Consider the following 25,130-nt stretch of genomic DNA (forward strand, 5'->3'; position numbering starts at 1 on the left):
CCTGTTTTTCTAGTTTTGATTGCTAATAATAACAAAAAAACCCTGCTTCCTTACTATTAACGTATGAAACAGAATTTTGTTACACATAACCTTTCTCTCTTAAACTTACAAATTTACGATCACCGATAATAATATGATCAAGAATGTCGATTCCCATTAAAATTCCGCATTCTTTAAGCCTTTTGGTTACTTCTATATCTTCTTTACTTGGTTCAGGACTTCCTGATGGATGATTGTGAATACAAATAATTGAAGCTGCAGAGCGGCGTAACGCCTCTCTGAAGATGTCACGTGGATGAACAATTGAGGAGTTCAAACTACCAATGAAGATGGTCTTTTTTAGAAGAACTTGATTTTTCGTATTTAAAAAGAGGCAAACAAAATGCTCCTGTGATAAATGACGCATTTCCTCCATAACGTAGTTTGCGCCATCTTCAGGGCTTCTTACAACATATCGGTCTGTCACATGAAGATTTGCTACTCTTCTTCCAATTTCAAGTGCTGCCATAATCTGAATTGCTTTAGCCATCCCAATACCTTTAATACTTGTAAGTTCTTCAACAGTAGCTTGATTCATAAGATGCAATCCGTCATATTTGTGTAAAATTCGATTGGCAAGTTGAAGCACAGATTCCTCTTTTGTTCCTGTGCGAAGCAAGATTGCCAAAAGTTCGTTGTTAGATAAATGACTCGCCCCAAACGATAAAAGGCGTTCTCTAGGCCTTTCATCATCCGGAAAGTCTTGAATCATAATCCATTCTTTTTTCACTTGTATTCCCTCCTTTTTATTGTGGAAGGGAAACCCCAAGTTTCTTTAATTCTCGCACCGTCTTTGAGAGCGGCAAACCAACTACAGCATAATAATCACCGCTAATTTCTTTAACAAACAAAGCTCCTTTTCCTTGAATACCATATGACCCTGCTTTGTCCATTGGTTCTCCTGTCCCAATGTAGCGCGTTATCTCTTCATCTGTTAACTCATAAAAAGTTACCTCTGTACGACTATAAAAAGTTGACGTCTCTTTTCCTTTTACAAGCGCAACTCCTGTAAAAACTTCATGAGTTCTTCCAGAGAGAAAACGAAGCGTCTTAAAAGCTTCTTCTTCATTAGACGGCTTACCGAGAATTTTTCCGTCCACAGTTACAATGGTATCTGCACCAAGAACAACTTCCTCATCATTCTTTGGAACAGATTCAGCTTTTTGAGCTGCAAGATCTGTAACAACCTTTGAAGGAGGAAGCTTTTGATCCATATGCTCTTCAATTGTACTTGGGCGAATAGTAAATGTAAGGCCTGCTTCTTGTAGAAGCTGACGACGACGCGGAGAATTAGAAGCTAATACCAATGCTGTTTTCATTGTGGAAACTCCTTTGCGTTTATGATTGAGTAGAGAGATACATTCTCATTTTAACAAAGAGAGGGAGCAATCACAATTTGTTCCCAATAAAAAGACCCCTTTTAATTCAAAGAGATCTTTACGAAAGTTTAGCAATCACTTTTAAAAGGTTTTTTTGCATCCCTTCTCCACCTTCTTTTGTTAACGGTACTTCAATACTTTTTTCAAGGCTACTAAGAGAAGTCGTATATTCTTTCAAGTCATCTTTCTTTGAAAGCGTACCAAGCTGTGTTTTGAGCTCCTTTAAAGCTTCTTGTTCCACTTTCTCTCCCTCAACTGCTTTTGAAGATTGAACAATGGCTGTCTGCAGAAGCGTTGTAAGATGCTCTCCATCTTTATCAGCAACATCTTTCGCTTGCAAAGACCCTTCGTACTTTTTAGCATATACAGATACGCCCTGTTCTTCTATGCTTTTACCAAGTGCTCTCGCTTCGCTCAAAGTTGGTGAAATTCCTGCTATAAGAGTGAATTTATCATTTTGTTTTATAACTTCAACAGGTACAGACAGCTTTCTACCTTCTTTTTCAGCAGCCTCTTTTGTAGAGAAAACACCTGCTTGCACAATAAAAGCATCAAGCTTAATTGTAAAAGAAGATTTCTTTTCCTCTTTCTGTTCTGTCTCTTTTTTCTCACTATTTGAACTGACCGCTTCTTTTGGTTCAGAATCTTTTCCTTCTTTTGCTTGTGCTGTCTTCTCTTGTTTAGGCGTCTTCTCTTCCGTTTCTGTCAGCATATTTACGCTAAACAAACCAAGAGCTATTCCTACTAGACAAGCACATGCCACAATTCCTATTATCTTAAACCAGAACGGTTTTTTCCCTGGTGGAAGAGAAGATTTCCTTTTAATAAGCTTCTTGTTTCTTTCCTGTTTATAGCGATCTACCTTCTTGAGCGGAACAATGTTTGATTCCTCCGCAGATGCTGATATTTCCTTTTCTGTTTCTGTAAGCACCCATGAAAACGTCTTTTTATTGTTCTGTTTTTTGCTTAACGTTGCTTCTTGTTTCTTTCCATTAATTTTAACTAATATTTTATCTGAGGATTGCTTGTCCACCATTTCACCACCCTGTTATTCCATCATTTACGTTAGAATAGTATCGTCTCCTTAAAACCTACACCAACCCTATCACATTAAAATAAAAAAAGAACAAGACATTTGTCGCCTTGCTCGTAGTTTCTTTCGACAATATGTGTTGTTCTTCTTTGTATTATTCATTTTTAAAAGGCGTTGTTTTCCCTTCACCATCAGGAGTACTTAATTCACTCGGTTTAGTTGGCATATTAGCTAATGACGGATAATAAAAAGCTGTAAAGCTAAGCACATACTGTGGCACCTGCTCAGTTGTACTTTCACTTTCCTCATCTGAAAGCTCGACGTTCTCCTCACTTTTAGCAGGTTGAAATGATAGCCCTTCAACCGCAACTCCATGCTCACTTTTATTAAATTCATTTAGAAAGCTTAGCGCTTCTTCATATGTTGAAGCTTCGAATGTCACTTCAATGCTTTGACCCTTTAGATTTCCTGGCATATGAAGCGGCATATTTTCAATATCTCGCTTATGCTCATTCCATCTTTCATAGTCTTCTAAGCTTTGATTTTTCTCGCGCTGTTTCTTTATGATTTCATCTTTTCCAAAAGCCATATCAACGATTGTTATGTTCGCTTTTAGCTCTGCTTTTTCTATCGAAAGTAAAATGTCTTGTAAGTTCAAGTCAATTGGGATAGTTTTTTGTAAATTATAGGCATCTTTTGCGGTAACTTCTTTTCCTTCACTTTCTATTTTCAGCTTGTTAGTATATGCTTGCTCTTTCTTTAACGTCTCTGCCTTTACTTCTTCTTTAAGTTCAAGAGGAGCATAGTAGTGATGATAAAGCCAAAAAATGAGGAAGAATAAAACAAGAAAACAAATACTTAATATCAATACGTGTTTTTTCTTTATAGACCATACCATTTATTCTGTCTCCTCTTGCTTCTCACTCTGTTTTTTAAGCTTCTCTAAGTCTATGATGAGAGAATATGTTGCTTGATATGTTGATAGTTCCCCATCTTGTCTTTCTACTTCTTCTGTAACATTAGATGTATTAATAGACAAAAGGCTCGCTTTCTCAACAAGTGATGAATCTTTTAGGTTTTGTAAATAAAAAGCTGCATCACGATGATTCTCAAGCTGTATTTCTAATGAAAGCACGTTGTAGTCATCTAGATAAAATTGCTCGATATAACCATTTTGAGGAAGCTCTTCAACTAAACTTGTTAATAGAAGGTTAAGGTCTCCTTTTCTACTTTCACTCCAATTGACTGCGTTTTTCAAATCATGATACTCTCCGATCCAGCTTGGCACATTTAAAGATTCTCTCGTTTCTTTTACTTTTGTGATTTTCGCTTCTGTACGGCTAATATTTTCTTTCTTATCTTGATATTGAATATATCCATAAAGAAGAACTCCAATAGCAAGAACGATGAGTATTATAAAAAGAAGCCATGGAGCTATGTTACGCGGTTCTTTCTCAGGTAAGAAATTCACATCTCCTATCATAAGTGCACCTCTCTAAGTGCAAGACCAAATGGAACATAGCCACTCTCAGGCACACCAACTCGGTCATGAAGAAATAAAGCGTCTTTTTGAATATGAGATACCTTCACATGTAATGCTTGCTGAATCTTTTTTTGAAGGGAACTAAAAGCTGGGTGATGCCCACTAATCAGTACACCATTTATTTTCTTCTGAAGCGTTGTTTCACTTGATGTATACACACTAATCAATCCTTCTATTAACCGATTCATATAGTCGTTAAACTCACTATCAGTGCCTTTCCAAATAAAACCGTTCTCTTCATTCTTCCAATACTCCATCCATTCATAAAAAGATAAAAACTTCAAAAATACAGGTTGATGTTTTTCAAAAGTCGCAATTTGTACCCCTTCTAAATCAATATTCATAAGCATAAAAACTCCATCACCTGCTAAATCGAGGTGATAAAAAAGCCTGTACAAAGCAATGGATGAAACGCTAGCTCCAATTGGTTTTAAATTTGTTTCTTCTAAGAGTGCTACATAATCAATAAGCTCTTTTTCAGGTGTTGCAAAAACAATAGCTTTTTTTTCTTCTTCCATTTCTCCTTTATAAAAATAGTCAATCATAGGATCTTCAAAGGGGATATCGTCTTTTAATTCTTGCAATATGTACTCTTTTTCTTCGTTCTTATCCATCTCAAAGGGAAGAATAACTTCCTTTAGGACAACAAGATCATCAGGAACTGTAAAATGAACAAGCTGTTTTTGCATTTTCCACTCTTTTAAATGTTTTTGTAAAATCGCTTGTAGCTTTACATAATCCTTAATTCTCCCTTTTTCTACAATTCCCCTTTTCAAAGCAATCGTATGATAGATTGGCTGTTCAAAGGCATTTTCTTTGTTTGTCTGAAGCACTCTTATTTCATAATCCTTGATTACAATGTTAACCAGCTTGTTTTTTTGAAAAAAACGAAATTTCATGCTGTTCACACACCTATTCCTACAAAAGTCATTATGCAAAGGCCTAGAGTAATATGATTCTAGCTCCTTGTATATTAAACAATTATCACTCCATCTATCATTAAATGAAAAATCCCATATACCAACTAAATAACTGATCGCCTTTCATATATACAATAAACGTTCCAAATGCAATATAGGGGCCAAAAGGAAATGGCTTACCCTTTTGAACTCTTCCAATTATCATCCCAATAACTGCACCACATGCTCCAAACAAGACAGCAAGAAATAAAGAAAGAAATACCCCTTTTATCCCTAGAACAAGACCAATAACACCAAATAATTTCACATCCCCTCCCCCCATACCACCTCTGCTAAGGAGAAGAATAGCAAGCAGAACAAGATAACCAAGTATTCCTCCTATTGCCATATGTGAAAAGGAAGCAAGAGAAAAATACCATTGTTCCAAAATGAGGATAGGTAAGAAAAATAAAAGAAGTGAATTAGGTATAACCATATAAGAAAGGTCTGACACAATAACCATTATTAATAAAGAAGAGAGCGTTATATATAACAAACCTTCTCCGAATCCATTTGTTATAAAAGGAGCAATGGAAAAAAGAACAGCAGTACTGAGCTCAATAGTTGGATAAAGAGCTGATACCTTATATTTACACACTCTGCAGCTTCCTTTTTGCCATATGTATGAAATGACGGGAATAAGCTCTATTACCTTTAGCCTTGAGCTGCATGAAGGACAGCTTGACGATGGATAAATCAAGGATTTTCCAAGAGGAAGTCTTAATCCAACAACATTAAAAAAAGAGCCTAAAACTAAACCTGAACAAAATAGATAAATCGTAATGATTGTCATTTTTCGATCATCCCATCTAAAGATTTTTAATCTTTCAAATGGAAACCTCATCCGTTTTTCTATTAATTTGAAAACCATTCTCCAATGCTCGGAATTAGAAATGATGCAAATATTGCAAGAATGAAAACAATCACAATAATCCCGAAAAGAGAAAAACCTTGCTCTGTTTTTAAACTCAAACGCTTAAATTTATTCATAAAAAGCATACTCCTTTTTCTTTCTAGTATGCTCTTGTCCACAGCGAGAATTCACAAGAAGAGGAGATTTTATTCAGTATTGTTTACATCCCTCTCTTCTTTTGGACCTCTAACTTCTTTAGAAAAAACAGGAGGGTAATAATCATTGTTCATCACTTCAACAACCTGATCTTCTTTGCCATTTGTTATGTATCGTGCAACTTCAATACTCTCCCCTGGTTTTCCTGTTCGCTCAATACGGGTTTCATTAACATTCAAAAGTGGATCATACTCTACAATTGTTCGAGGAGGATATGTCTCTTTCCTTCTCTCTTTCACTTCAATTTTCTTGTTTAATTGTTTTCCACTTACTGTTGTAATAAGCTTATTATCCACAACTTTAACAGTGATAACATAGGAAGTTGAATGAGGATTTTCGAAGGTTAAGTCTTCTTTCCCAAGTGAAACATAAGCTTCATATCCAAGAGGAACATGATTCTGCCTTGTAGTGCTTATATGTCGTTCTGTGATTGCAAAATCGGTATGTAACATAGCTTCGTAGAGAGAGGAAGTGAGCACTTCCCTACTTTCTTGTAAAAAGCTTTCCTCATATTGAGTCAGAACTGCATAATTAAATGAAAATTCGTCTTTGCTGCCAACTGTCCATGAAGAAGAAGATCCAAATAGTTCCGAAAGATTTTCTTTACTTTCTTTTGATAATGGTCGTTCAACTTCAGCTACTACGGTCTCTTCTAAAGGTTCTGTTTCTTTTATATAGGATTGCAACACAAATAACGTCTTTGTTGCTAAACGTTGGCTTTGATCCGCTATAGTTTTCTCAAGACTTTTTTTATTTACTTTCTTTTGATCTTCAGCTGTGACCTGATTATAAAGCTCTCCATATAACTTATCCTTGTTGATATTAACAATTAAAGACTCATTCTTTTGAGTTTCAGCACGTTTCAGTGATTCTTTAAGATGAAAAACAACGACTGATCGGTCGAGCAGCACTTCTTCCTTATCATATGAAAAAGTAAGATGGCCACTTTGTTGCCACTCCTTAACTTTATTATCAACCTTTTCATATGCTTTCTCATAAGAAAGACCACCAATTGAGATACCTGCTAATTTTGTCCCTTTTGCAAACGATGTGTTTGAACCAGTAATTTTTTCATAAGCCCATACACTTCCCTGTGAAATAACGATGCCCGAAAGAACAAAAAGCAATAAAAATAAAAAGATTTTCCTTCTCTTTTTAGTGAATCTCACTAGAACACCTACCTCTGCCCTATCTCTTTCTTTTTTCAGAATCATTAGTTTTTTCTACATTCACCATGTTGCTCTTTATACATATCTAACAACGTGCATGTAAACCAACAATGCTCCTTACAGCAAAAAGGTCTTTAGACCTAGTTCTATATAACTTGTTTTTTTCCTTTATAACCAAGGCTTCACACCTCCTATTTTATACTAAGCTAGTAAATTTTGAAAGACTCCGATGTAAGTTAATACATAAAAAAAAGAGAGCTCTAAGAAAGAGCTCTCTTTTTTTCCTTATGATAGAAGATAGTTTCGAACTTCTGAAATAAAATAAAGGGAACCTGTTATAAGAAGAAGATCTTTCTCTTTTGTAAGATTTTGTTTCCCTTTTTCAATCGCTTTTTTAAAATCCATTTCTATCACTTTTGAACTATGTTGACTAACAGCCGCTACATGTTCAGGGTTATCTGCTCTTGGAAAATCAAATGTCGTAAATATAATGCTTGTTGCGATTTCCTCAAGTCTTGTAACAAGTTCTATAGCTTCTTTATCTTTTAAACATGAAAACACAACGTGAACATTATATTCCTTATAATGACGTTTCACTGTTGAAACAAGACTCTCAATCCCTTGAATGTTATGAGCACCATCTAGAAAAATAAGTGGATTTTGGCTTATTTGTTCAAAACGTCCAAGCCATGCTGTTCTTTTTAATCCTTCATATATCTTGTTAACTTCTATATTTAAAAGTCCTGCTTGCTTTAAATAGAGAAGTGCCGCAAGGGCTAAAGCTGCATTTTTCACTTGATGAGCACCAAGCATTGACAGCTTAACGTTTGAAAGAACAATATCAAATCCAGAAAATTGAAATCTTTCACTTAACTCTTCAGCTTCTAGAGCAGAAGTGCAAAAATCTCTTTCAAGCACGTAAACAGGTGCATGTTCAACTTTGGCCTTCTGTTGGATGACATCAAGCGCACCTTTTTGCTCAACAGCAGTAAAGAGCGGGATATTTTTTTTAATAATACCTGCTTTTTCTCCTGCAATTTCTTCGATTGTGTTTCCTAAAATATTCATATGATCGAATCCAATGTTTGTAATAATAGTAGCAATCGGATTCACTACATTTGTAGAATCAAGACGTCCCCCAAGACCTGTTTCAAAAATAACAAAGTCTTGTTTATTCACTTTTCCAAAATAGTAAAAAGCCATCACTGTAATAACTTCAAATTCTGTAGCTTCTCCAAAATTTGTCTCATTTAAGCTCTCTACTACATCTTTTACCTCATTTACAAGATGAACAAGCTCTTCGTCTCGTATTGGCTTGCCGTTTACGCTAATCCGTTCATTGAAGGTCTCAATGTATGGAGAAGTGAATGTTCCAACAGTATATCCTCCTGCACAAAGCATCTCACGCAAATAAGAAAGCGTAGAGCCTTTTCCATTTGTACCTGCAATATGCATTGCCTTCAGGTGCTTATGAGGGCTTCCTAGCTTTTCTAACATCCAGCTCATTCTCTCTAAGCCAGGCTTAATGCCAAACTGAAGTCTTCCATGAATCCAGCTCCGTGCTTCATCATATGTAGAAATCATTCTCTTCTGTCCTTTCATGTATAGGAAAGACGAATCTTAAAAAAGATTCGTCTTCTGATTATCCCTTAATTTCTTCAATACGTTTTTTCACAATTTCTCTTTTCTCTACATAGTCTTTCTCTTTTTGGCGTTCTTCTTCTACAACTTGTTCTGGCGCCTTGCTCACGAAACGCTCATTGCTTAATTTCTTTTGAACGCGATCTACTTCTTTATTAAGCTTTTCTAGCTCTTTTTCTAAACGAGCAATTTCTTCTTCAATGTTAATAAGTCCTTCAAGCGGCAAAATAAGCTCTGCCCCTGTCACAACAGCTGTCATTGCTTTATCAGGAGCTGTTAAGTCTACATCAATTGTAAGCTCACTTGGGTTACAGAAACGCTCAATATACGCCTTATTTTTTGAAAGTTTCTCTTTAACGTCTGCACTATTTGCTTTAATAAGCAGCTTAATTTGTTTGCTCATTGGCGTATTTACTTCAGCACGGATATTACGAACAGAACGAATAATATCAACAAGAAGATTCATTTCCCCAGCAGCTTCTTTGTTTGTTAACTCCTCTTTTACTGTAGGCCAGCTTGCTGTTGTAATTGATTCGCCTTCATGCGGCAAGTTCTGCCAAATTTCCTCGGTAATAAACGGCATAAACGGATGAAGAAGGCGCATTGTTTGATCTAATACATACGCTAAAACAGAACGAGTTGTTTTCTTAGCCTCTTCATCTTCTCCGTAAAGCGGAAGCTTCGCCATTTCAATATACCAATCACAGAAATCATCCCAAATAAAGTTATATAATGCACGGCCAACTTCACCAAATTCGTAGCGATCAGCAAGGTTTGTCACACTCTCAATTGTTTCATTTAAGCGTGTTAAGATCCATTTATCCGCTACTGATTTTTCGCCTGATAAATCCAGTTCTTCATATTTAATTCCGTTCATATTCATTAGAGCAAAACGTGATGCATTCCAAATTTTATTTGCAAAGTTCCACGTTGATTCTACTTTTTCAAAGCTAAAACGTAAGTCTTGGCCAGGGGAACTTCCTGTTGAAAGGAAGAAGCGAAGTGAATCTGCTCCGTATTTCGCAATAACGTCCATTGGATCAACGCCATTACCTAATGACTTACTCATTTTGCGCCCTTCAGCATCACGTACAAGACCGTGAATAAGAACATCTTTAAATGGACGCTCGCCTGTGAACTCTACACCTTGGAAAATCATACGAGATACCCAGAAGAAAATAATATCATAGCCCGTTACAAGCGCTGCTGTTGGATAGTAACGCTTAAAGTCCTCTGTTTCTTCTGGCCAACCCATTGTTGAGAAAGGCCAAAGAGCAGAAGAAAACCATGTATCTAATACGTCGTTATCTTGTTCCCAGTTTTCAATATCTGCTGGAGCTTCTTCTCCAACATATACTTCGCCTGTTTCTTTATGATACCAAGCTGGAATGCGGTGTCCCCACCAAAGCTGACGTGAAATACACCAATCACGAATATTTTCCATCCAGCGTAAATATGTTTTTTCAAAACGGTTTGGCACAAAGTTTACTTTGTTTTCTTTCTCTTGAAGTTCTACAGCTGCATCTGCTAAAGGCTGCATTTTTACAAACCATTGTGTTGAAAGATATGGTTCAACAACTGCTCCACTTCTTTCACTATGACCTACAGAGTGAAGATGCTCTTCAATTTCAAATAGAACGCCTTCTTCTTGGAGATCTTTTACGATTGCTTTTCGACACTCAAAGCGGTCCATTCCTTCATACTTCAAAGCTTTCTCATTCATCGTACCATCTTGATTCATAACAAGAATGCGTTCAAGATTATGACGGTTTCCAATTTCAAAGTCGTTCGGATCGTGTGCAGGTGTAATTTTAACAGCTCCTGAACCAAACTCCATGTCAACATAATCATCGCCAACAATTTCAATCTCACGGCCTACAATTGGTAGAATCGCTTTTTTACCAATAAGATGCTTATAGCGTTCGTCTTCAGGATGAACAGCAATTGCTGTATCACCAAGCATTGTTTCCGGACGAGTTGTTGCAATTTCAATATGCCCAGAACCATCTGCAAGAGGATAACGCATATGATAAAACGCACCTTGTACATCTTTATAAATGACTTCAATATCTGAAAGAGCCGTTTTTGTTGCAGGATCCCAGTTGATAATATATTCCCCGCGGTAAATAAGTCCTTTATTATAAAGGCTAACAAACACTTGACGAACAGCTTTTGATAAACCTTCATCTAATGTAAATCGCTCTTTAGAGTAGTCTAAACCAAGCCCTAATTTTGACCATTGTGTACGAATATGTGTTGCGTATTCTTCCTTCCATTTCCACGTTTCTTCTACGAATTTCTCACGTCCTAAATCATAGCGAGACTTGCCTTCTTCACGTAGCTTCGCTTCCACTTTAGCTTGTGTCGCAATTCCGGCATGGTCCATCCCTGGAAGCCATAGCACATCATAACCTTGCATTCTTTTCATACGTGTTAAAATATCTTGTAATGTTGTATCCCATGCATGACCTAAATGAAGCTTTCCTGTTACGTTTGGCGGTGGAATGACAATTGTGTATGGTGGCTTATTCTTGTCATCTTTTGCTTCAAAAAACTTTCCTTCTAACCAGTATTGATAACGGCCTTCTTCGATCTTTTGCGGATCATACTTTGTCGGCATCGTGTTTTCTTGTTCTGACATCTTATTCCCTCCAGCTAAAGTAAAATAAATAGTATGCAAAAATGCATACAAAAAACTCCTTCCATCTTGAAAAGGACGAAAGGAGTGAAGTTCGCGGTACCACCTTTTTTCAAAAAACGCCACACTTTGGGCGCTTTTGCACTTGAAAAGATAACGGCTTTTCGCCGACTTTTTCTAATAGGACAGAGCCGTTCAAAAAAGCAACTTGCAGGTGACTTTCTAACGCGATTGCTTAAGAAACTTCTCAGCATATAGTCTCTCTCTCTTGAAGCATCTTTCGTTATACTCTTCCTGCGCACTGTATTAGCATTAATTTCGTTTACTTCTATATACTATACAAAAAAATTATAAATCGTCAATAAGCTTCTCCATCTTTTTTCACTTTTATTCCTCATTTTTCACTTTTCTTCTTTAGGCACATTGCCTAAGTGTTCAACATATAGTGTAAAAACATATGTTATCGTAAGGAGATGAGAAATTTGAAGCAGCGTTTCAATTCTTATTCATTAAAGAAATGGGCCCAGAATGCAGGAGCTGTTTGCTCTCAATTTATTATTCCACTCACTGTTTTTCAAGCAGTACGTACAATTGTTTTTCCATCTATCCTAGACGTTTTTCTTCTGCTGATTTTCATAGCTATTCTATTATCCATTTATTTTGAATGGATTTAAAAAAGAACTAGCCCTCTTGTTCAGAGGCTAGTTCTGCCATTTCTTTTTGTTTTTCAACTTCTACAATCTTTGTGACAAGTGTTTCAACATTTTTCATATGCCAGTAGCTTTCCATAAGCATCTTGACGTGATATTGCTCATTATTACTGTTCTGCTGATACCTTTCAAATGCTTTGTAGAAACGTTCAGGGAAAGCTAAATATGCACAAAATAGCCGTTTTTCTGTCTCATTTAAAGGAAAGTGATTTTCATAGTTTTCAAACCACTCATAAACATCTAAATTTTGAAGAGGATATGTTTTTAAAGAGCGATAATAGAAATCTGCTAAATCATACACAGGTGATCCTTCTCTCGCTTCTTCAAAGTTAATAAAATAACCATTTTCATTCTCATCATAAACAAAATGTTTTGTAGAAACCTTACCATGATTAATTACTAAACGGGTTTTTTCTTCCTCTTTTGCGGTCTCATACCATTTCTCAAATTGTTCTTTTGCAAATGTAAGCGACCTTGTCATTTCGTAGTAAAAGGTACAAAAATACAGCTGAAAAGGAGACATGTATACTTCCTTTTCACTTTGTTCTACATATGTTGCCATAGCTGTTTCTCTTTCGTTCCATCGTGAGACAAGCTCTTCATAATGTTTTTCTTTTTCTTTTATATCGATTTTCTCTTCATAAGATGAAAAGGCATGAAGCTCAGCAAGCTCTCGAAACAGCTTATATGGCAATGAATCCTGTTCTTCTCTCCGTTCGTTCAGAAACCAATGTGTCAAATAAAACTGTTCCGACACTCCTTTGGAAAAGTACTGGCCTTCTAACGTTGGATAAACAGGCACAAGCTTTGTAAACCCATTTTTGTATAGCTTTTTCATCTTCTGAACAAAATGGGGATTACGCCAAGAGGAGGATAGCCTTTTAAGCGCAAATACTCCTTTTGGCGTAAATACTTTTTTCACTTTGCCATAGTCTTCAATATAGTTTGCCTGTAAGCCATATTGCTGTAGAAGGGGCCCATATGCTCTTAGACTATTTTCCATTCTTGCCCCACTCTCTTTCCTCCTTTAATTCACTCAGACAGGAATTGTTAAAACCTGACCTTCTGTTACGTCTTGTTCATCTTCTAGATTGTTTGCCTGTACAAGCTGATGAACAGGCAGATCGTAACGCCCTGCAATTTGCTCAAGTGAATCTCCTTCTTGAACAATACACATTTTAACGCACGTTTTCGTTTCCTGCTCTTCTCTGTCAAACAGCTCTGTTAAATAAAGCGTATTTTCTTTCCGGTGAGCTTTCTGTTCTTTTGTCTCATCTTCTTCCATTGCAGATGTAACAACCGTCGGTGAACTACTTTCAACAACTTCCTTCTCTTCCACTTTCTCAAATGAAACCGATTCTGAAAGTGGTCTTTCTTCATCTAGGTCTGCTAAGTGCAACGCATTGTCCTTACGATGAGTTTCCGGCTCTTTCTTCTCAACTTCTTCCCTTGCAGATGTAACAGCCACTGGTGAACTACTTTCAATGTTTTCGGTTTCCTTCTTCTCTTCCACCTTTTCAGAGGAAACCGGTTCTGAAGAGGAAGCTGGTCTTTCTTGATCAGGTTCCTCTTCAGAAGGGGAATCTTCTTTGTTCAACTGCAAAGGCTCAAATACAGGAGCTTCTTCTTTTTCCTCTGTTTTTTCTCTCTTTACTTCTACTTCAAATGGTTCCTCAATTTCACTTATATCTTCTTCCTCTTCTTCTCGTTCATCTTCTGGAATTTGATAAGGATTCTGAATAGATCGTGAGCTATTTGTAATTCTCTCTGTCCATTCATCCTCTTCTTTTTCTACTTCCTCTTCGCTTGGAGCAGCACGGTACATTGGCTCATATACAAGCTCATCATCTAATTTGCTCTCCTCCTCCAAACTCCCCTCATCTTGCAGAGCTGACTGCTGTGGTTCTTCCGCGGCATCCTCAATGCCTATAATGCAAATATCGGCTGTTAGCTTTAAAGAACGTTGATCAAACAAATCATAATCAAAACTTTCAACATCAACATAAAGCTCTTCTAAGCTCGATATTCTATCTCGTGGAATCGTAATGTCAATTGGAAAACGATGAGCAAATGTTGTAATGCCATCTTCTCTTAACTCAATGGCTTCAATTATTCGCCCTTCTGCTTGGTCACGAATAGAGCTTTCCCCTTCTTTTTGTACATATTCTCCTACAAGCATTAGTGCTCCGTAAATGGATACTTGATCTCCAAGTTCATTAGTTGCTACATCAGGAGATAAGGAAATAGATAAAAGCTGATCTACTTCCTGATCAGAACGAAAATAAACAGATTCCTCTACAGAAAAACGTAGGCAAGACAGATTGTCCTTTGACAATGTCTGTTCCTCCTTTCAATTCCCCATTCAATAAGATAAAAGCCATACGGCTCGTTTCACCATTTGATACTTTCCTTGTTGCTATTTCACGCTTCTTAGCGCATAAGATGAAAATCATTTGTCTTTATAGATGTATGAGTAAAAGGTATATTTATGACTAAAAGATACCCCTCACCCTTCCGCTGCTCTTTTTTCACATAAAAAGAAGCCCTTTTCGTAATGAAAACGGCTCTAGTTAAGTTCATGGAAGGTTTTAAGAAATAGGTTGTACATCATAACTGTTCCCGCTTGTCCTCTTTTTAAACATCACAGATCGGAATCCCGTATATTTTCAAAATTCTCTTTTTCATTTCTTTTTCGGTAATCAACCCTATCATTCTGGCATGAATCAAATCCTTTTCTCTTTCGGTTAGTTCATTGTTTTTTATGTTAAATTCTTTCTTCAATTCAATTATTATATTTTCTATTTTTTGTTTGTCCATTTCGATCACCCTTTATAAAAAATTTACGTATAGACTTGATTTATCCTTTACTTTTGTTTAACATTCACATGACGTTTTCTTTTAATGACATAGTTTAAGATTAAGAAGATAATAGTTATCACTGGTCGTATCCGTTTAGAATACTCCTTTGATCTTAGTAATTTTACCCTTATCGGGAGAAACTAACCTAAAAAAAGAAGGGAGTGTTTTATGATGTGGGCAGAATTTAAAAAGTTCGCTTTAAAAGGAAATGTACTAGACCTAGCTGTTGCTGTTGTAATTGGAGCTGCTTTTGGGAAGATTGTTTCTTCTCTTGTAGATAGCATTATTATGCCACTTGTAGGAATCGTCTTGGGCGGCTATGACTTTAAAGGGTTAAGTGTAAAGATTGGTGATGCCACTGTAGCCTATGGGGTATTTATTCAAAATGTTGTAGATTTCTTTATTGTTGCGTTTGCTATTTTTCTTTTTGTTAAAGGTATTGAGCGGTTTAAAAAGAAAAAGGAGGAAGAGCCTGCTCCTGCTCCAGAGCCTGACAGAAAAGAAGAGCTCTTACAAGAAATTCTCATTACACTGCAAAAATCAAAACAAAAGGACAGCCTATAAGGCCGTCCTTTTGTCTTTTATCCACGAATGCGTGAAAATGCTTTTTCTGCTGCTTCAATTGTTTTTTCAATGTCTCCATCGCTATGTGCTGTTGATAAAAACATTCCTTCGAACTGAGAAGGAGGAAGGAAGACACCTTCATTTGCCATTTCTCTATAATATGTTGCAAAATACTCAAGATTAGACGTTTTAGCCGTTTCGTAGTTAATAACTTCTTCATTTGTGAAGAAAAAGCCAATCATTGAGCCTGCACGGTTTGCTGTAAAAGGAATGTCATACTTTTTAGCAGCGCTCACAAGACCTTCTTCAAGACGATCTGCTTTGCGATTAAATTGTTCATATGAAAGAGGAGTAAGCTGTGTTAAAGTTTCATAACCACCTGTCATAGCTAATGGATTTCCTGAAAGTGTTCCTGCTTGATAGATTGGACCGCTCGGAGCTACTCTTTCCATAATCTCAGCTTTCCCACCATATGCACCAACAGGCAGACCTCCGCCAATTACTTTTCCAAGACAAGTCAAATCAGGTGTTACACCATAATACCCTTGAGCACAATTATAATCAACCCGGAATCCTGTCATAACTTCATCAAAAATTAAAAGGGAGCTATATTCATTTGTAATATTACGAAGCCCTTCTAAAAAGCCTTCAACAGGAGGAACAACGCCCATATTTCCTGCTACAGGTTCAACAATTACCCCTGCAATATCCTCTCCAAACTGTTCAAATGCATAACGAACGCTTTCTATATCATTATATGGAACAGTGATTGTATTTTGGGCAATACCTTCTGGAACACCAGGACTGTCTGGTAAACCTAACGTTGCTACACCTGAACCTGCTTTAATTAAAAGAGAGTCTCCATGGCCATGATAACAACCTTCAAACTTTAAAATCTTATTTCGATTTGTGTAACCACGTGCTAGACGAAGTGCACTCATTGTTGCTTCTGTTCCTGAACTCACCATACGCACAATTTCAATCGATGGCACGCGCTCAATCACAACTTTTGCAAGCTCATTTTCCACAAGCGTTGGTGCACCAAAGCTTGTCCCTGCTTCAGTTACTTTCTTTAAAGCTTCAATAACACGATCGTTTGAATGACCATGAATTAAAGGCCCCCATGATAACACATAATCAATATATTCGTTACCATCAATATCATAAATTTTCGAGCCTTTTCCACGTTCTATAAAAATCGGATCCATGTTTACTGATTTAAACGCACGTACAGGACTGTTCACCCCGCCAGGCATAAGTTGCTGAGCTTCTAAAAATGCAGCTTTTGATTTTTCATAACTTCTCATTTAATGTGCTCTCCCTTCAATTCACTAGTTTTTTTCACGCAACCATTTTGATGCATCTTTTGCATGATACGTAACAATTAAGTCTGCTCCTGCTCGCTTCATACTAATCAGCTTTTCAAGTACAATATCGCGTTCATTTACCCAGCCGTTTGCAGCAGCAGCTTTGACCATTGAGTACTCACCGCTTACATTGTACGCTACAACAGGTACGTTAAATCTTTCTCTTACATCACGGACAATATCTAAGTAAGATAACGCTGGCTTAACAATAAGGAAATCTGCATCCTCATCAACATCTGACTGAGCTTCACGAATAGCTTCTGTACGATTTGCTGGATCCATTTGATATGTTTTACGGTCGCCAAATTGTGGTGTAGAATGCGCCGCATCACGGAATGGACCGTAAAAAGCAGAAGAGTATTTTACAGCATATGACATGATTGGCACATCTTCAAATCCTTCTTCATCAAGGCCATGGCGGATTGCTGCTACAAATCCGTCCATCATATTTGATGGTGCAATAATATCTGCTCCTGCTTTTGCTTGGCTAACAGCCGTTCTTGCTAAAAGATCAAGCGTTGGATCATTTAAAATTTTCCCGCCTTCAATAACGCCACAATGTCCGTGATCTGTATATTGACAAAGACAAGTATCTGCAATAACAACCATTTCAGGGAAGTTTTCTTTAATTTGAGAAATAGCTTTTTGAACAATTCCGTGCTCATCATATGCTTGTGAGCCAACTTCATCTTTATGAGCTGGAACTCCAAAAACCATTACAGATAAAACACCAAGTTCAACAAGTTCCTCTATTTCTTTGTTTAAATGATCAAGAGAAACATGGTACACGTCAGGCATTGAAGAAACTTCACTTCTAATGTTTTCTCCTTCTACAACAAAAATGGGATAAATAAAATCTTCTGGACGAAGATGATTTTCACGAACTAAAGCTCGCATATTTTCTGAACTACGTAAACGACGATGACGATCAAACATAAGCTGTTCCACGTCTAGTCACTCCTTTTTTTTGAAAAATAGTGTATTAATACTTTCATCATACCATCTACAGAAGCCCTGTGCGCAATATGGCGCTCAGAAAAACCGCATGCTTCTGCTCTTTTCCCTGTTACATCTCCAACACACACAAGCGGCAGGTTCCGTCCGTTTTCCTTTTGTGAATATGGAACCAATTCACAAAACGCGTTGACGGCTGATGGGCTCATAAAAGTAATAGCATCCATTTGCTCCTCTTTCACAAGAAAATCAAGCTCTTTCTGCTTGTCCTTGTCAGCCACTGTTTCATATACTGTTATGGTCTCTACTTCTAATCCTTGCTCTTTTAGTCCTTTAGGGATAGTGTCTTTCGCTAGATTTCCGCGAACAAAGAGAATTTTCTCTTCCTTTGGCACAACTTTTAAAAGTTCTTCTAAAAGAGCTTCTCCTGTAAACACAGAAGGTTTTAAAATGGAAGAATATCCATGTTCTTTTAGTACCTTTTCTGTCTTGTCTCCAACTACCGCTATCTTTGCTGTACTCTTTACTTTTTTGTTAACAGATGGATCTTTTAACAAATCAAAAAAAATGGAGACTCCATTTTGGCTTGTAAAAACAAGCCATTGATATTCATGTACATGTCTTAGCGTTTCTTTTACTTTTTCTTTATTTCTTACATGGCGAATTTTTAAAAGAGGCACTACAAGTGGTGTTCCCCCATATTGTTCAATTAACCGAACAAATGAAGTACTCTGCTCTTTTGGGCGCGTAATTAAAATACGTTTACCAAAAAGAGGAGCTGAGTCCATCACGACTCACTAAGCTCCTCTTTGACTTTATCAATTAACTTTTTGGCACCTTGACTTGATAAAATGCGAGCAGCTTCATGTCCTACCTCTGTTGGATTATTACCGACAACACGCTCTTTATACATTTGTTTTCCGTCTGGTGAAGCAACAAGAGCTGTTAATACAACTTCTTCGCCTTCAAGTATAGCGTAACCTGCAATCGGAACTTGACAGCCGCCTTCCATCTTATGAAGAAAAGCACGCTCTGCTGTAACTGTTACACTTGTTTTATAATCATCTAGCTTGTGAAGGAGATCCATTAGTTCTTGATCATCTTCTCGACATTCAATCGCTAAAGCACCTTGACCAATTGCCGGAACACAAACTTCCTCATCCATATATTCACTTACAACATCATCAGACCAACCCATACGCTTTAATCCTGCTGCAGCAAGCACAATTGCATCATAGTCTTCACTTTCTAGCTTTCCTAACCGCGTATCAATATTTCCGCGAATCCATTTAATTTCAAGGTCTGGACGATATGATAAAATTTGGGCTCCGCGTCTTAAGCTACTTGTGCCGATGATAGCTTTTTCTTTAATATTTGCTAGTCCTTCGCCAGTTTTTGAAATGAATGCATCACGATGGTCTTCACGAACCGGAATGCAGCCAATTGTAAGTCCATCTGGGAGAACAGCTGGCATGTCCTTCATACTATGAACAGCAAAATCAATTTCTTTATTTAACATTGATTGCTCAATTTCTTTCACAAAAAGACCTTTTCCACCTACTTTAGATAATGTTACATCTAAAATTTGGTCACCTCGTGTTACAATCTCTTTAATTTCAAAGTCATAGTTTCCACCAAGCTTTTTCAGCTGTTCAATCACCCATTTTGTTTGTGTTAATGCTAATTTACTTTTTCTTGAGCCAACAACAATTTTCCGCATAAAATCCTCCTACTACGAGTTCCAAAAATGAAAGTTAGATAAACTTCCAAATAAAAAGAAGTTTATTAGTAAAATTAAAAATGAAGCCATATTCCAAAAGGCCATTGATTTTCCTTGCTGTCCCCTACTTATTCTTACATAAAGATAGACACTATAGACAATAAGTACAAGAAAAGAACCAAGTACTTTTACGTCATACCAATGAAACTGATCAAGTTTCATATAGGCCCACATAACGCCTAAAAGAAGAGAGAGGAGCAAGAGCGGAAGAGCGACAACATTTAAAAGATAAGAGAGATAATCAAGTCTTGATAAATCTCCAAGTCTTATTAGCCGTTTCCCCCACTTTTTCTTTTTCAAGAGATGATATTGCAGAACATAAAGTGATGAAAAAACAAAAGAAATCGAGAATGCCCCATACGACAAAATTGCCATTGTAATATGAAAAATTAATAACTCAGAAACTAGGCGTTCTCCTTGAACAGTAGAATAGTCTTGCATAGGTACAAAAGTATGTAATGCCATCACAAAAAAACCAATTACATTTGTGAAGAACACAAGAAAATCCACCCTCAAAAAGCGATTGATAAGAAGAGAGAGTGTAATAAGTACCCACGCATAAAAATAGATCCCTTCAAATATCGTTAAGATGGGAAATCTTCCTGTTTCTATCATTCTGAACAGGAGAAAAAACGTTTGTAATACCCAGACAATAGCAAGCAACCAGAAGGCAGTTCGATTCGCCTTCCGGTTGTTAAGTAAAAAATCGATAAAATATAATAGCACGCTTATAGCATAAAGTACGACAACAAGCTCATAAATTCTTGTTAAATTGATTTCTACCATTTAACAATCCTTTCTTATGACGGATGTACAATTTCATGAGCAAGGGGCGTTTTTTCTACCTTCTTTTCAATAGTACGTTCATCTCGTACCATATGTTCAATATCAAAAATCTTCATAAATAACTGAAGTGATTGTTCTGCATCTTTCTGACCAGCAAGCTCTTTCGCACTTAAAATGGGATCTTTCAGCAGTTGGTTAATAATGCTTTTTGTATGTTTATTTAATACTTTTCGTTCACGTTCTGTCAAATTTGGAAGCTTTCGCTCAATGCTTTTCATTGTTTCATTTTGAATATTAAGCGCTTTTTGACGAAGTGCTGAAATGACAGGAACAACACCAAGCGTTCCAATCCATGTTTTAAATTCTACAACAGCTGCTTCAATCATAATCTCAATTGTCTCAGCTGCCTTCTGACGTTCTTGTAGATTTGCTTCCACAATTCCTTCTAAATCATCAATATCATATAAGAAAACGGTTTCTAGTTCACTAAGAGATGGATCTAAATCACGCGGAACAGCAATATCTACCATAAAAATTGGTCGACCTTTGCGCAACTTTTCTACTTCTTTCATCGTCTCTTTAGTAATAACATATTCTGTTGCTGATGTTGAACTAATGACGATATCCGCTTCAAGCAAGGCACCTGCAAGGTCTTCAAAACTTCTTGCATTTCCTTCAAAACGCTGTGCTAAGGCTTCTGCTTTTTCCTTTGTACGATTAATAACTGTCACATTGCCAACCCCACTGCCAGATAAGTTTTTAGCAGCAAGCTCGCCCATTTTACCAGCACCTAAAATAAGGACGTGCTTTTGTGACAGATTACCAAATATCTTTTTCCCAAGTTCAACAGCTGCATAACTAACAGACACAGCATTTGCACCGATATCTGTGTAGTGATGTGCTCGTTTTGCAAGTGTCACAGCTTCTTTAAAAAGCTGATTAAATACCGTTCCTGTTGCTCCCTGTCCTTGAGCTGTTAAAAAGCTTGAACGAACTTGACCAAGAATTTGAGTTTCACCTAATACCATTGAATCTAACCCGCTAACAACACGATATAAATGCTCAATCGCAGCATCATGCTCGTATATTGTTAAATATGGAGAAAGTTCCTCTTTACTTATATTAAACCATTCAGCTAAAAAAGCTTTTACATAATAACGCCCTGTATGCAACTGATCAACAACTGCATAGATTTCTGTCCGATTGCATGTTGAAACAATTACGTTTTCTAAAACGCTCTTTTGCTCTTTAAGAACACGCATCGCTTCAGACAGTTCACTATCGTTAAAACTTACCTTTTCGCGAATTTCAACAGGGGCTGTTCGATAATTTAAGCCGATCGCAATAATGTGCATTCTTTTCTGTACCCCCTTAACGTAATGCTCGTATTATCCTTTACTTATTATAACATGTTTCCTTTAGCTCTTTTCATACAAAATGTGAACATTATTTAAAATGATTATAAAGTAATATTTCTTATTATGTAATTAGTTTAGCACACTTTCTTAAATTCTCAACTTTTTTGATTGTTAATAGAAAGCGCTAGCATTTATGAGAAGCTTCGTTACTATCTTCTTCGCCTAGCATTATTTTTCCTTTTTCTTTATTGTTTTACAAAAGAAAAAAATTATACAAGAGACCCTTTAATTTTCTAAAGGGTCTCTTGTATAATATAAAATTTCATCACATAATATGCTTGTTTTCTCGTAAAAGCAGACGGTTTTATAGAAAGCTTTTAATAGCATTCCAAGCCGTGTCTTTTCCTTGAGCCGTTTCCGAAGAGAATAAAATCATTTCATCGCCCTCTTCAAGCTCCAACGTTTCTTTTACGATTTTTAAATGCTTTTGCCACTTTCCTTTTGGTATCTTATCAGCTTTTGTAGCAATGATAATAACGGAAAGTCCAAAATGCTTTAGAAAATCATACATCATAATATCATCTTGAGTTGGCTTGTGACGTACATCTACGATAAGTACAACAGCTTTAAGTTGTTCTCGGTTTGTTAGATACGTTTCAATCATTTTGCCCCATGCTGCGCGCTCTGTTTTCGAAACGCGAGCATATCCATAACCTGGCACATCTACAAAATGTAGAATGTCATCAATATTATAGAAATTTAACGTTTGAGTTTTACCTGGCTTTGAAGACGTACGCGCTAAATTTTTGCGATTCAGCATTTTATTGATAAAAGATGATTTCCCCACATTTGAACGCCCTGCAAGTGCAATCTCAGGAAGATGACCAACGGGGTACTGTGCTGGTTTTACAGCACTTATCACAATCTCTGCGTTTTTTACTTTCATAAACTCTCTCCTACTAATGCGTGCTTTAGCACCTCATCCAAATGAGAAACTGGAACAATTTCAAGGTGCTCCCGCACGCTTTCTGGAATTTCCTCAATGTCCTTCTCATTATCACGTGGAATCAATACTTTTGTCAAACCGGCTCTATGGGCACTGAGCGTTTTTTCCTTTAAACCTCCGATTGGAAGTACGCGTCCTCGAAGTGTAATCTCACCTGTCATTCCTACTTCTTTTCTAACAGGATTGTCTGTTAAAGCTGAAATGAGAGCAGTAGCCATCGTAATACCTGCTGAAGGACCATCCTTTGGCACAGCTCCTTCTGGAACGTGAACATGAATATCTAATTTTTCATGAAATGAAGGGTCAACTCCTAGCTCGTCTGCTCGTGAGCGAATGTAGCTAAAAGCAGCTTGTGCCGATTCTTTCATTACATCGCCAAGCTTCCCTGTTAAAATTAATTTTCCTTTACCAGGAGCAACACTTACTTCAATAGAAAGTGTATCTCCGCCAACCGTTGTGTAAGCAAGACCTGTTGCAACGCCAACTTGGTCTTCTTCTTCAATCTGTCCATAGCGGAAACGTGGTTTTCCTAAGAAATCCTCAAGCGTTTTTGACGTAACCGTAATTCTTTTTCTTTCTTCTCCAACAATTTGTTTTGCTGCTTTTCGGCAAATAGAGGCTAATGTTCGCTCAAGACTACGAACTCCCGCTTCTCTCGTATACATACGAATAATTTTTAGAAAAGCTTCATCTTTTATATTAAGCTGGGTTTTTCCTAATCCGTGCTCTTTTAGTTGTTTTGGGAAGAGATGACGCTTCGCAATTTCTAACTTTTCTAACTCTGTATAACCAGCAATATCAATAATTTCCATTCGATCACGAAGCGGACCTGGAATTGTTGCTAAATTATTTGCTGTAGCAATGAAAAGGACATTAGATAAATCATAAGTTTCCTCAATATAGTGATCACTGAACGTATTATTTTGCTCAGGATCCAGTACTTCTAAAAGAGCTGATGAAGGATCGCCACGGAAGTCATTCGACATTTTGTCAATTTCATCGAGCAAGAAAACCGGGTTAATTGTTCCTGCTTTCTTCATCCCTTGAATAATACGACCAGGCATTGCTCCAACATATGTGCGACGATGACCCCTAATTTCTGACTCATCACGTACACCGCCAAGAGAGGCTCTAACAAACTGACGGTTAAGAGAAGTAGCGATTGATCTAGCAAGCGATGTTTTCCCAACTCCAGGCGGTCCTGATAAGCAAAGAATTGGACCTCTTAATGATTTTGTCAATTGCTGAACAGCCAAGTATTCCAGCACGCGTTCTTTCACTTTTTCAAGTCCATAATGCTCGTCATCTAATATTTTTTCTGCTCGTTTGATATTTAAAATATCTTCTGTTTCTTTTGTCCAAGGTAGCGAAATGAGCCATTCAATATAGTTTCTAATCACAGAGCTTTCAGCAGAACTTGCAGGTACTTTTTCATATCGATCAAGCTCTTTTAAAGCAACCTCTTTAATATGATCTGTCATACCGGCTTTTTCAATTTTCTCAAGCAGTGAAGACACTTCAGCCGTCTTGCCGTCCTTATCTCCAAGTTCCTTTTGAATTGCCTTCATTTGTTCTCGAAGATAATATTCCTTTTGAGTACGCTCCATTGATTTTTTAACACGCTGACTAATTTTCTTCTCTAGCTGCAAAACTTCTTGTTCATTATTAATATATTCAATGACTTTTTCTAACCGTTCTTTAACGTCAAGCATTTCTAGAATTTCCTGTTTTTGCTCAACTTTAACAGGAAGATGTGACGTGATAATATCAGCAAGACGTCCAGGTTCATCAATATCTGTTACTGTTGCAAGTGTTTCCTGAGATACTTTTTTGGACAATTTTATGTATTGCTCAAAATACTGTAGCAATGTTCTCATTAAAGCTTCGTCTTCTGAAGTTTTTTCATGCTCCTCAGTGTACTGCTCAATATCTACAGAAAACATCTTTTCTTCTTGCTTAAAAGACACAATTTTCGCTCTGTTTAATCCTTCTACGAGAACGCGCATCGTTCCATTTGGGAGTTTTAACATTTGCTTAATTTTTGCTAGTGTTCCTGTATGATAAAAATCTTCTTCTGTTGGTTCATCAATACCCATTTCCTTTTGTGAAACAAGAAAAATGAGGTGATCTTCTATCATTGCTGTTTCTAAAGCTTGCACAGATTTATCTCGACCTACATCTAAATGCAGAACCATTGTTGGATATACAAGCAAGCCTCTTAGTGGCAGAAGCGGAACTGTTGTTGTTTGTTTGATTGCCACTTTTCTACACCTCCA

24 protein-coding genes and 1 other annotated feature are annotated in these 25,130 nt (G+C 36.9%); of the genes, 2 read left to right on the plus strand and 22 right to left on the minus strand.

Features of this window, described 5'->3' with window-relative positions:
• Positions 1 to 79: 79 nt before the first annotated feature.
• The 11 genes from radC to BM012_RS03305 all read right to left on the minus strand — a co-directional run bounded on the left by radC (position 80) and on the right by BM012_RS03305 (position 11,473).
• Positions 80 to 751, minus strand: a complete 672-nt coding sequence (gene radC, locus BM012_RS03260; RefSeq protein WP_061802331.1) for a RadC family protein — start codon at positions 749 to 751, stop codon at positions 80 to 82.
• Positions 752 to 785: 34 nt separating this feature from the next.
• Positions 786 to 1,358 carry a Maf family protein gene (locus tag BM012_RS03265; protein WP_061802110.1) on the minus strand — a complete coding sequence of 191 codons (573 nt, stop codon included), beginning with the start codon at positions 1,356 to 1,358 and terminating at the stop codon, positions 786 to 788.
• 118 nt (positions 1,359 to 1,476) lie between these two features.
• Positions 1,477 to 2,451, minus strand: coding sequence for an SPOR domain-containing protein (locus BM012_RS03270; protein ID WP_061802111.1), 975 nt, complete (start codon positions 2,449 to 2,451; stop codon positions 1,477 to 1,479).
• A gap of 154 nt (positions 2,452 to 2,605) precedes the next feature.
• On the minus strand, positions 2,606 to 3,349 hold the full coding sequence (locus BM012_RS03275; RefSeq protein WP_061802112.1) for a hypothetical protein: 744 nt from the start codon (positions 3,347 to 3,349) through the stop codon (positions 2,606 to 2,608).
• Entirely contained in the window at positions 3,350 to 3,934 is a 585-nt protein-coding gene (locus tag BM012_RS03280) for a hypothetical protein (protein WP_061802113.1), read from the minus strand.
• Positions 3,931 to 4,893, minus strand: coding sequence for a type IV pilus biogenesis protein PilM (pilM, locus tag BM012_RS03285; protein ID WP_061802114.1), 963 nt, complete (start codon positions 4,891 to 4,893; stop codon positions 3,931 to 3,933). Before pilM ends, BM012_RS03280 begins: the two co-directional genes overlap by 4 nt.
• Positions 4,894 to 4,993: 100 nt before the next feature.
• Complete coding sequence (locus BM012_RS03290) at positions 4,994 to 5,746, minus strand: prepilin peptidase (RefSeq protein ID WP_061802332.1); 753 nt, start codon at positions 5,744 to 5,746, stop codon at positions 4,994 to 4,996.
• Between the two features lie 62 nt (positions 5,747 to 5,808).
• Complete coding sequence (locus BM012_RS27005; protein WP_264158231.1) at positions 5,809 to 5,943, minus strand: pilus assembly FimT family protein; 135 nt, start codon at positions 5,941 to 5,943, stop codon at positions 5,809 to 5,811.
• A 69-nt stretch (positions 5,944 to 6,012) separates the two neighbouring features.
• A complete protein-coding gene (locus BM012_RS03295) occupies positions 6,013 to 7,191 on the minus strand; it encodes a VanW family protein (protein ID WP_161939271.1) in 1,179 nt (392 codons plus the stop codon).
• Between the two features lie 285 nt (positions 7,192 to 7,476).
• Entirely contained in the window at positions 7,477 to 8,775 is a 1,299-nt protein-coding gene (locus BM012_RS03300; RefSeq protein ID WP_061802116.1) for a bifunctional folylpolyglutamate synthase/dihydrofolate synthase, read from the minus strand.
• Between the two features lie 58 nt (positions 8,776 to 8,833).
• A complete protein-coding gene (locus BM012_RS03305) occupies positions 8,834 to 11,473 on the minus strand; it encodes a valine--tRNA ligase (protein WP_061802117.1) in 2,640 nt (879 codons plus the stop codon).
• A 68-nt stretch (positions 11,474 to 11,541) separates the two neighbouring features.
• Positions 11,542 to 11,781 (minus strand) — a binding site (T-box leader).
• 162 nt (positions 11,782 to 11,943) lie between these two features.
• On the opposite strand from BM012_RS03305, the gene BM012_RS03310 reads away from it, so the two are divergent.
• Positions 11,944 to 12,144 (plus strand): hypothetical protein, encoded by a 201-nt coding sequence (locus tag BM012_RS03310; RefSeq protein ID WP_040056863.1) that lies wholly within the window; start codon positions 11,944 to 11,946, stop codon positions 12,142 to 12,144.
• A gap of 7 nt (positions 12,145 to 12,151) precedes the next feature.
• On the opposite strand, the gene ysxE is transcribed toward BM012_RS03310, so the two are convergent.
• The 3 genes from ysxE to BM012_RS03325 all read right to left on the minus strand — a co-directional run bounded on the left by ysxE (position 12,152) and on the right by BM012_RS03325 (position 14,997).
• On the minus strand, positions 12,152 to 13,183 hold the full coding sequence (gene ysxE, locus BM012_RS03315) for a spore coat protein YsxE (RefSeq protein WP_061802118.1): 1,032 nt from the start codon (positions 13,181 to 13,183) through the stop codon (positions 12,152 to 12,154).
• Positions 13,184 to 13,216: 33 nt separating this feature from the next.
• Positions 13,217 to 14,515: a LysM peptidoglycan-binding domain-containing protein gene (locus tag BM012_RS03320; protein WP_061802119.1), complete on the minus strand. Its 1,299-nt coding sequence runs from the start codon at positions 14,513 to 14,515 to the stop codon at positions 13,217 to 13,219.
• Positions 14,516 to 14,814: 299 nt separating this feature from the next.
• Complete coding sequence (locus BM012_RS03325; RefSeq protein WP_061802120.1) at positions 14,815 to 14,997, minus strand: hypothetical protein; 183 nt, start codon at positions 14,995 to 14,997, stop codon at positions 14,815 to 14,817.
• A gap of 213 nt (positions 14,998 to 15,210) precedes the next feature.
• Between BM012_RS03325 and mscL the strand changes: the two genes are divergently transcribed.
• Positions 15,211 to 15,603, plus strand: coding sequence for a large conductance mechanosensitive channel protein MscL (gene mscL / locus BM012_RS03330; RefSeq protein ID WP_061802333.1), 393 nt, complete (start codon positions 15,211 to 15,213; stop codon positions 15,601 to 15,603).
• 17 nt (positions 15,604 to 15,620) lie between these two features.
• On the opposite strand, the gene hemL is transcribed toward mscL, so the two are convergent.
• The 8 genes from hemL to lon all read right to left on the minus strand — a co-directional run bounded on the left by hemL (position 15,621) and on the right by lon (position 25,049).
• The gene (gene hemL, locus BM012_RS03335) at positions 15,621 to 16,910 is read right to left on the minus strand and encodes a glutamate-1-semialdehyde 2,1-aminomutase (RefSeq protein WP_061802121.1); all 1,290 of its coding nucleotides are present in this window, start codon (positions 16,908 to 16,910) and stop codon (positions 15,621 to 15,623) included.
• Positions 16,911 to 16,934: 24 nt separating this feature from the next.
• Positions 16,935 to 17,906: a porphobilinogen synthase gene (gene hemB, locus BM012_RS03340; protein WP_061802334.1), complete on the minus strand. Its 972-nt coding sequence runs from the start codon at positions 17,904 to 17,906 to the stop codon at positions 16,935 to 16,937.
• Between the two features lie 14 nt (positions 17,907 to 17,920).
• Positions 17,921 to 18,712, minus strand: coding sequence for a uroporphyrinogen-III synthase (locus tag BM012_RS03345; protein WP_061802122.1), 792 nt, complete (start codon positions 18,710 to 18,712; stop codon positions 17,921 to 17,923).
• Positions 18,712 to 19,644, minus strand: coding sequence for a hydroxymethylbilane synthase (gene hemC / locus BM012_RS03350; RefSeq protein ID WP_061802123.1), 933 nt, complete (start codon positions 19,642 to 19,644; stop codon positions 18,712 to 18,714). The genes BM012_RS03345 and hemC overlap by 1 nt, the downstream gene beginning before the upstream one ends.
• Before the next feature lie 12 nt (positions 19,645 to 19,656).
• Positions 19,657 to 20,490, minus strand: coding sequence for a cytochrome C assembly family protein (locus tag BM012_RS03355; RefSeq protein WP_019391306.1), 834 nt, complete (start codon positions 20,488 to 20,490; stop codon positions 19,657 to 19,659).
• Positions 20,491 to 20,504: 14 nt separating this feature from the next.
• Positions 20,505 to 21,845, minus strand: a complete 1,341-nt coding sequence (gene hemA, locus BM012_RS03360; protein WP_061802124.1) for a glutamyl-tRNA reductase — start codon at positions 21,843 to 21,845, stop codon at positions 20,505 to 20,507.
• A gap of 367 nt (positions 21,846 to 22,212) precedes the next feature.
• A complete protein-coding gene (gene yihA, locus BM012_RS03365) occupies positions 22,213 to 22,794 on the minus strand; it encodes a ribosome biogenesis GTP-binding protein YihA/YsxC (RefSeq protein WP_019391304.1) in 582 nt (193 codons plus the stop codon).
• Entirely contained in the window at positions 22,791 to 25,049 is a 2,259-nt protein-coding gene (gene lon / locus BM012_RS03370) for an endopeptidase La (RefSeq protein WP_235606100.1), read from the minus strand. The genes yihA and lon overlap by 4 nt, the downstream gene beginning before the upstream one ends.
• Positions 25,050 to 25,130: the final 81 nt, after the last annotated feature.

It is taken from the genome of Priestia endophytica DSM 13796, assembly GCF_900115845.1.
Classification (GTDB): domain Bacteria; phylum Bacillota; class Bacilli; order Bacillales; family Bacillaceae_H; genus Bacillus_I; species Bacillus_I endophytica.

Excerpts from the sequence above, each read along its gene's own strand:
- BM012_RS03290 (WP_061802332.1), bottom strand. The coding sequence starts at position 5,746 with ATGACAATCATTACGATTTATCTATTTTGTTCAGGTTTAGTTTTAGGC.
- BM012_RS03345 (WP_061802122.1), bottom strand. The coding sequence starts at position 18,712 with ATGGACTCAGCTCCTCTTTTTGGTAAACGTATTTTAATTACGCGCCCA.
- mscL (WP_061802333.1), top strand. The coding sequence starts at position 15,211 with ATGTGGGCAGAATTTAAAAAGTTCGCTTTAAAAGGAAATGTACTAGAC.
- BM012_RS03305 (WP_061802117.1), bottom strand. The coding sequence starts at position 11,473 with ATGTCAGAACAAGAAAACACGATGCCGACAAAGTATGATCCGCAAAAG.
- ysxE (WP_061802118.1), bottom strand. The coding sequence starts at position 13,183 with ATGGAAAATAGTCTAAGAGCATATGGGCCCCTTCTACAGCAATATGGC.
- BM012_RS03275 (WP_061802112.1), bottom strand. The coding sequence starts at position 3,349 with ATGGTATGGTCTATAAAGAAAAAACACGTATTGATATTAAGTATTTGT.
- BM012_RS27005 (WP_264158231.1), bottom strand. The coding sequence starts at position 5,943 with ATGAATAAATTTAAGCGTTTGAGTTTAAAAACAGAGCAAGGTTTTTCT.
- hemB (WP_061802334.1), bottom strand. The coding sequence starts at position 17,906 with ATGTTTGATCGTCATCGTCGTTTACGTAGTTCAGAAAATATGCGAGCT.
- BM012_RS03280 (WP_061802113.1), bottom strand. The coding sequence starts at position 3,934 with ATGATAGGAGATGTGAATTTCTTACCTGAGAAAGAACCGCGTAACATA.
- hemA (WP_061802124.1), bottom strand. The coding sequence starts at position 21,845 with ATGCACATTATTGCGATCGGCTTAAATTATCGAACAGCCCCTGTTGAA.
- hemC (WP_061802123.1), bottom strand. The coding sequence starts at position 19,644 with ATGCGGAAAATTGTTGTTGGCTCAAGAAAAAGTAAATTAGCATTAACA.
- BM012_RS03265 (WP_061802110.1), bottom strand. The coding sequence starts at position 1,358 with ATGAAAACAGCATTGGTATTAGCTTCTAATTCTCCGCGTCGTCGTCAG.
- radC (WP_061802331.1), bottom strand. The coding sequence starts at position 751 with ATGATTCAAGACTTTCCGGATGATGAAAGGCCTAGAGAACGCCTTTTA.
- lon (WP_235606100.1), bottom strand. The coding sequence starts at position 25,049 with ATGGTTCTGCATTTAGATGTAGGTCGAGATAAATCTGTGCAAGCTTTA.
- BM012_RS03310 (WP_040056863.1), top strand. The coding sequence starts at position 11,944 with ATGAGAAATTTGAAGCAGCGTTTCAATTCTTATTCATTAAAGAAATGG.
- hemL (WP_061802121.1), bottom strand. The coding sequence starts at position 16,910 with ATGAGAAGTTATGAAAAATCAAAAGCTGCATTTTTAGAAGCTCAGCAA.
- BM012_RS03325 (WP_061802120.1), bottom strand. The coding sequence starts at position 14,997 with ATGGACAAACAAAAAATAGAAAATATAATAATTGAATTGAAGAAAGAA.
- yihA (WP_019391304.1), bottom strand. The coding sequence starts at position 22,794 with ATGAAAGTAAAAAACGCAGAGATTGTGATAAGTGCTGTAAAACCAGCA.
- BM012_RS03300 (WP_061802116.1), bottom strand. The coding sequence starts at position 8,775 with ATGATTTCTACATATGATGAAGCACGGAGCTGGATTCATGGAAGACTT.
- BM012_RS03355 (WP_019391306.1), bottom strand. The coding sequence starts at position 20,490 with ATGGTAGAAATCAATTTAACAAGAATTTATGAGCTTGTTGTCGTACTT.
- pilM (WP_061802114.1), bottom strand. The coding sequence starts at position 4,893 with ATGAAATTTCGTTTTTTTCAAAAAAACAAGCTGGTTAACATTGTAATC.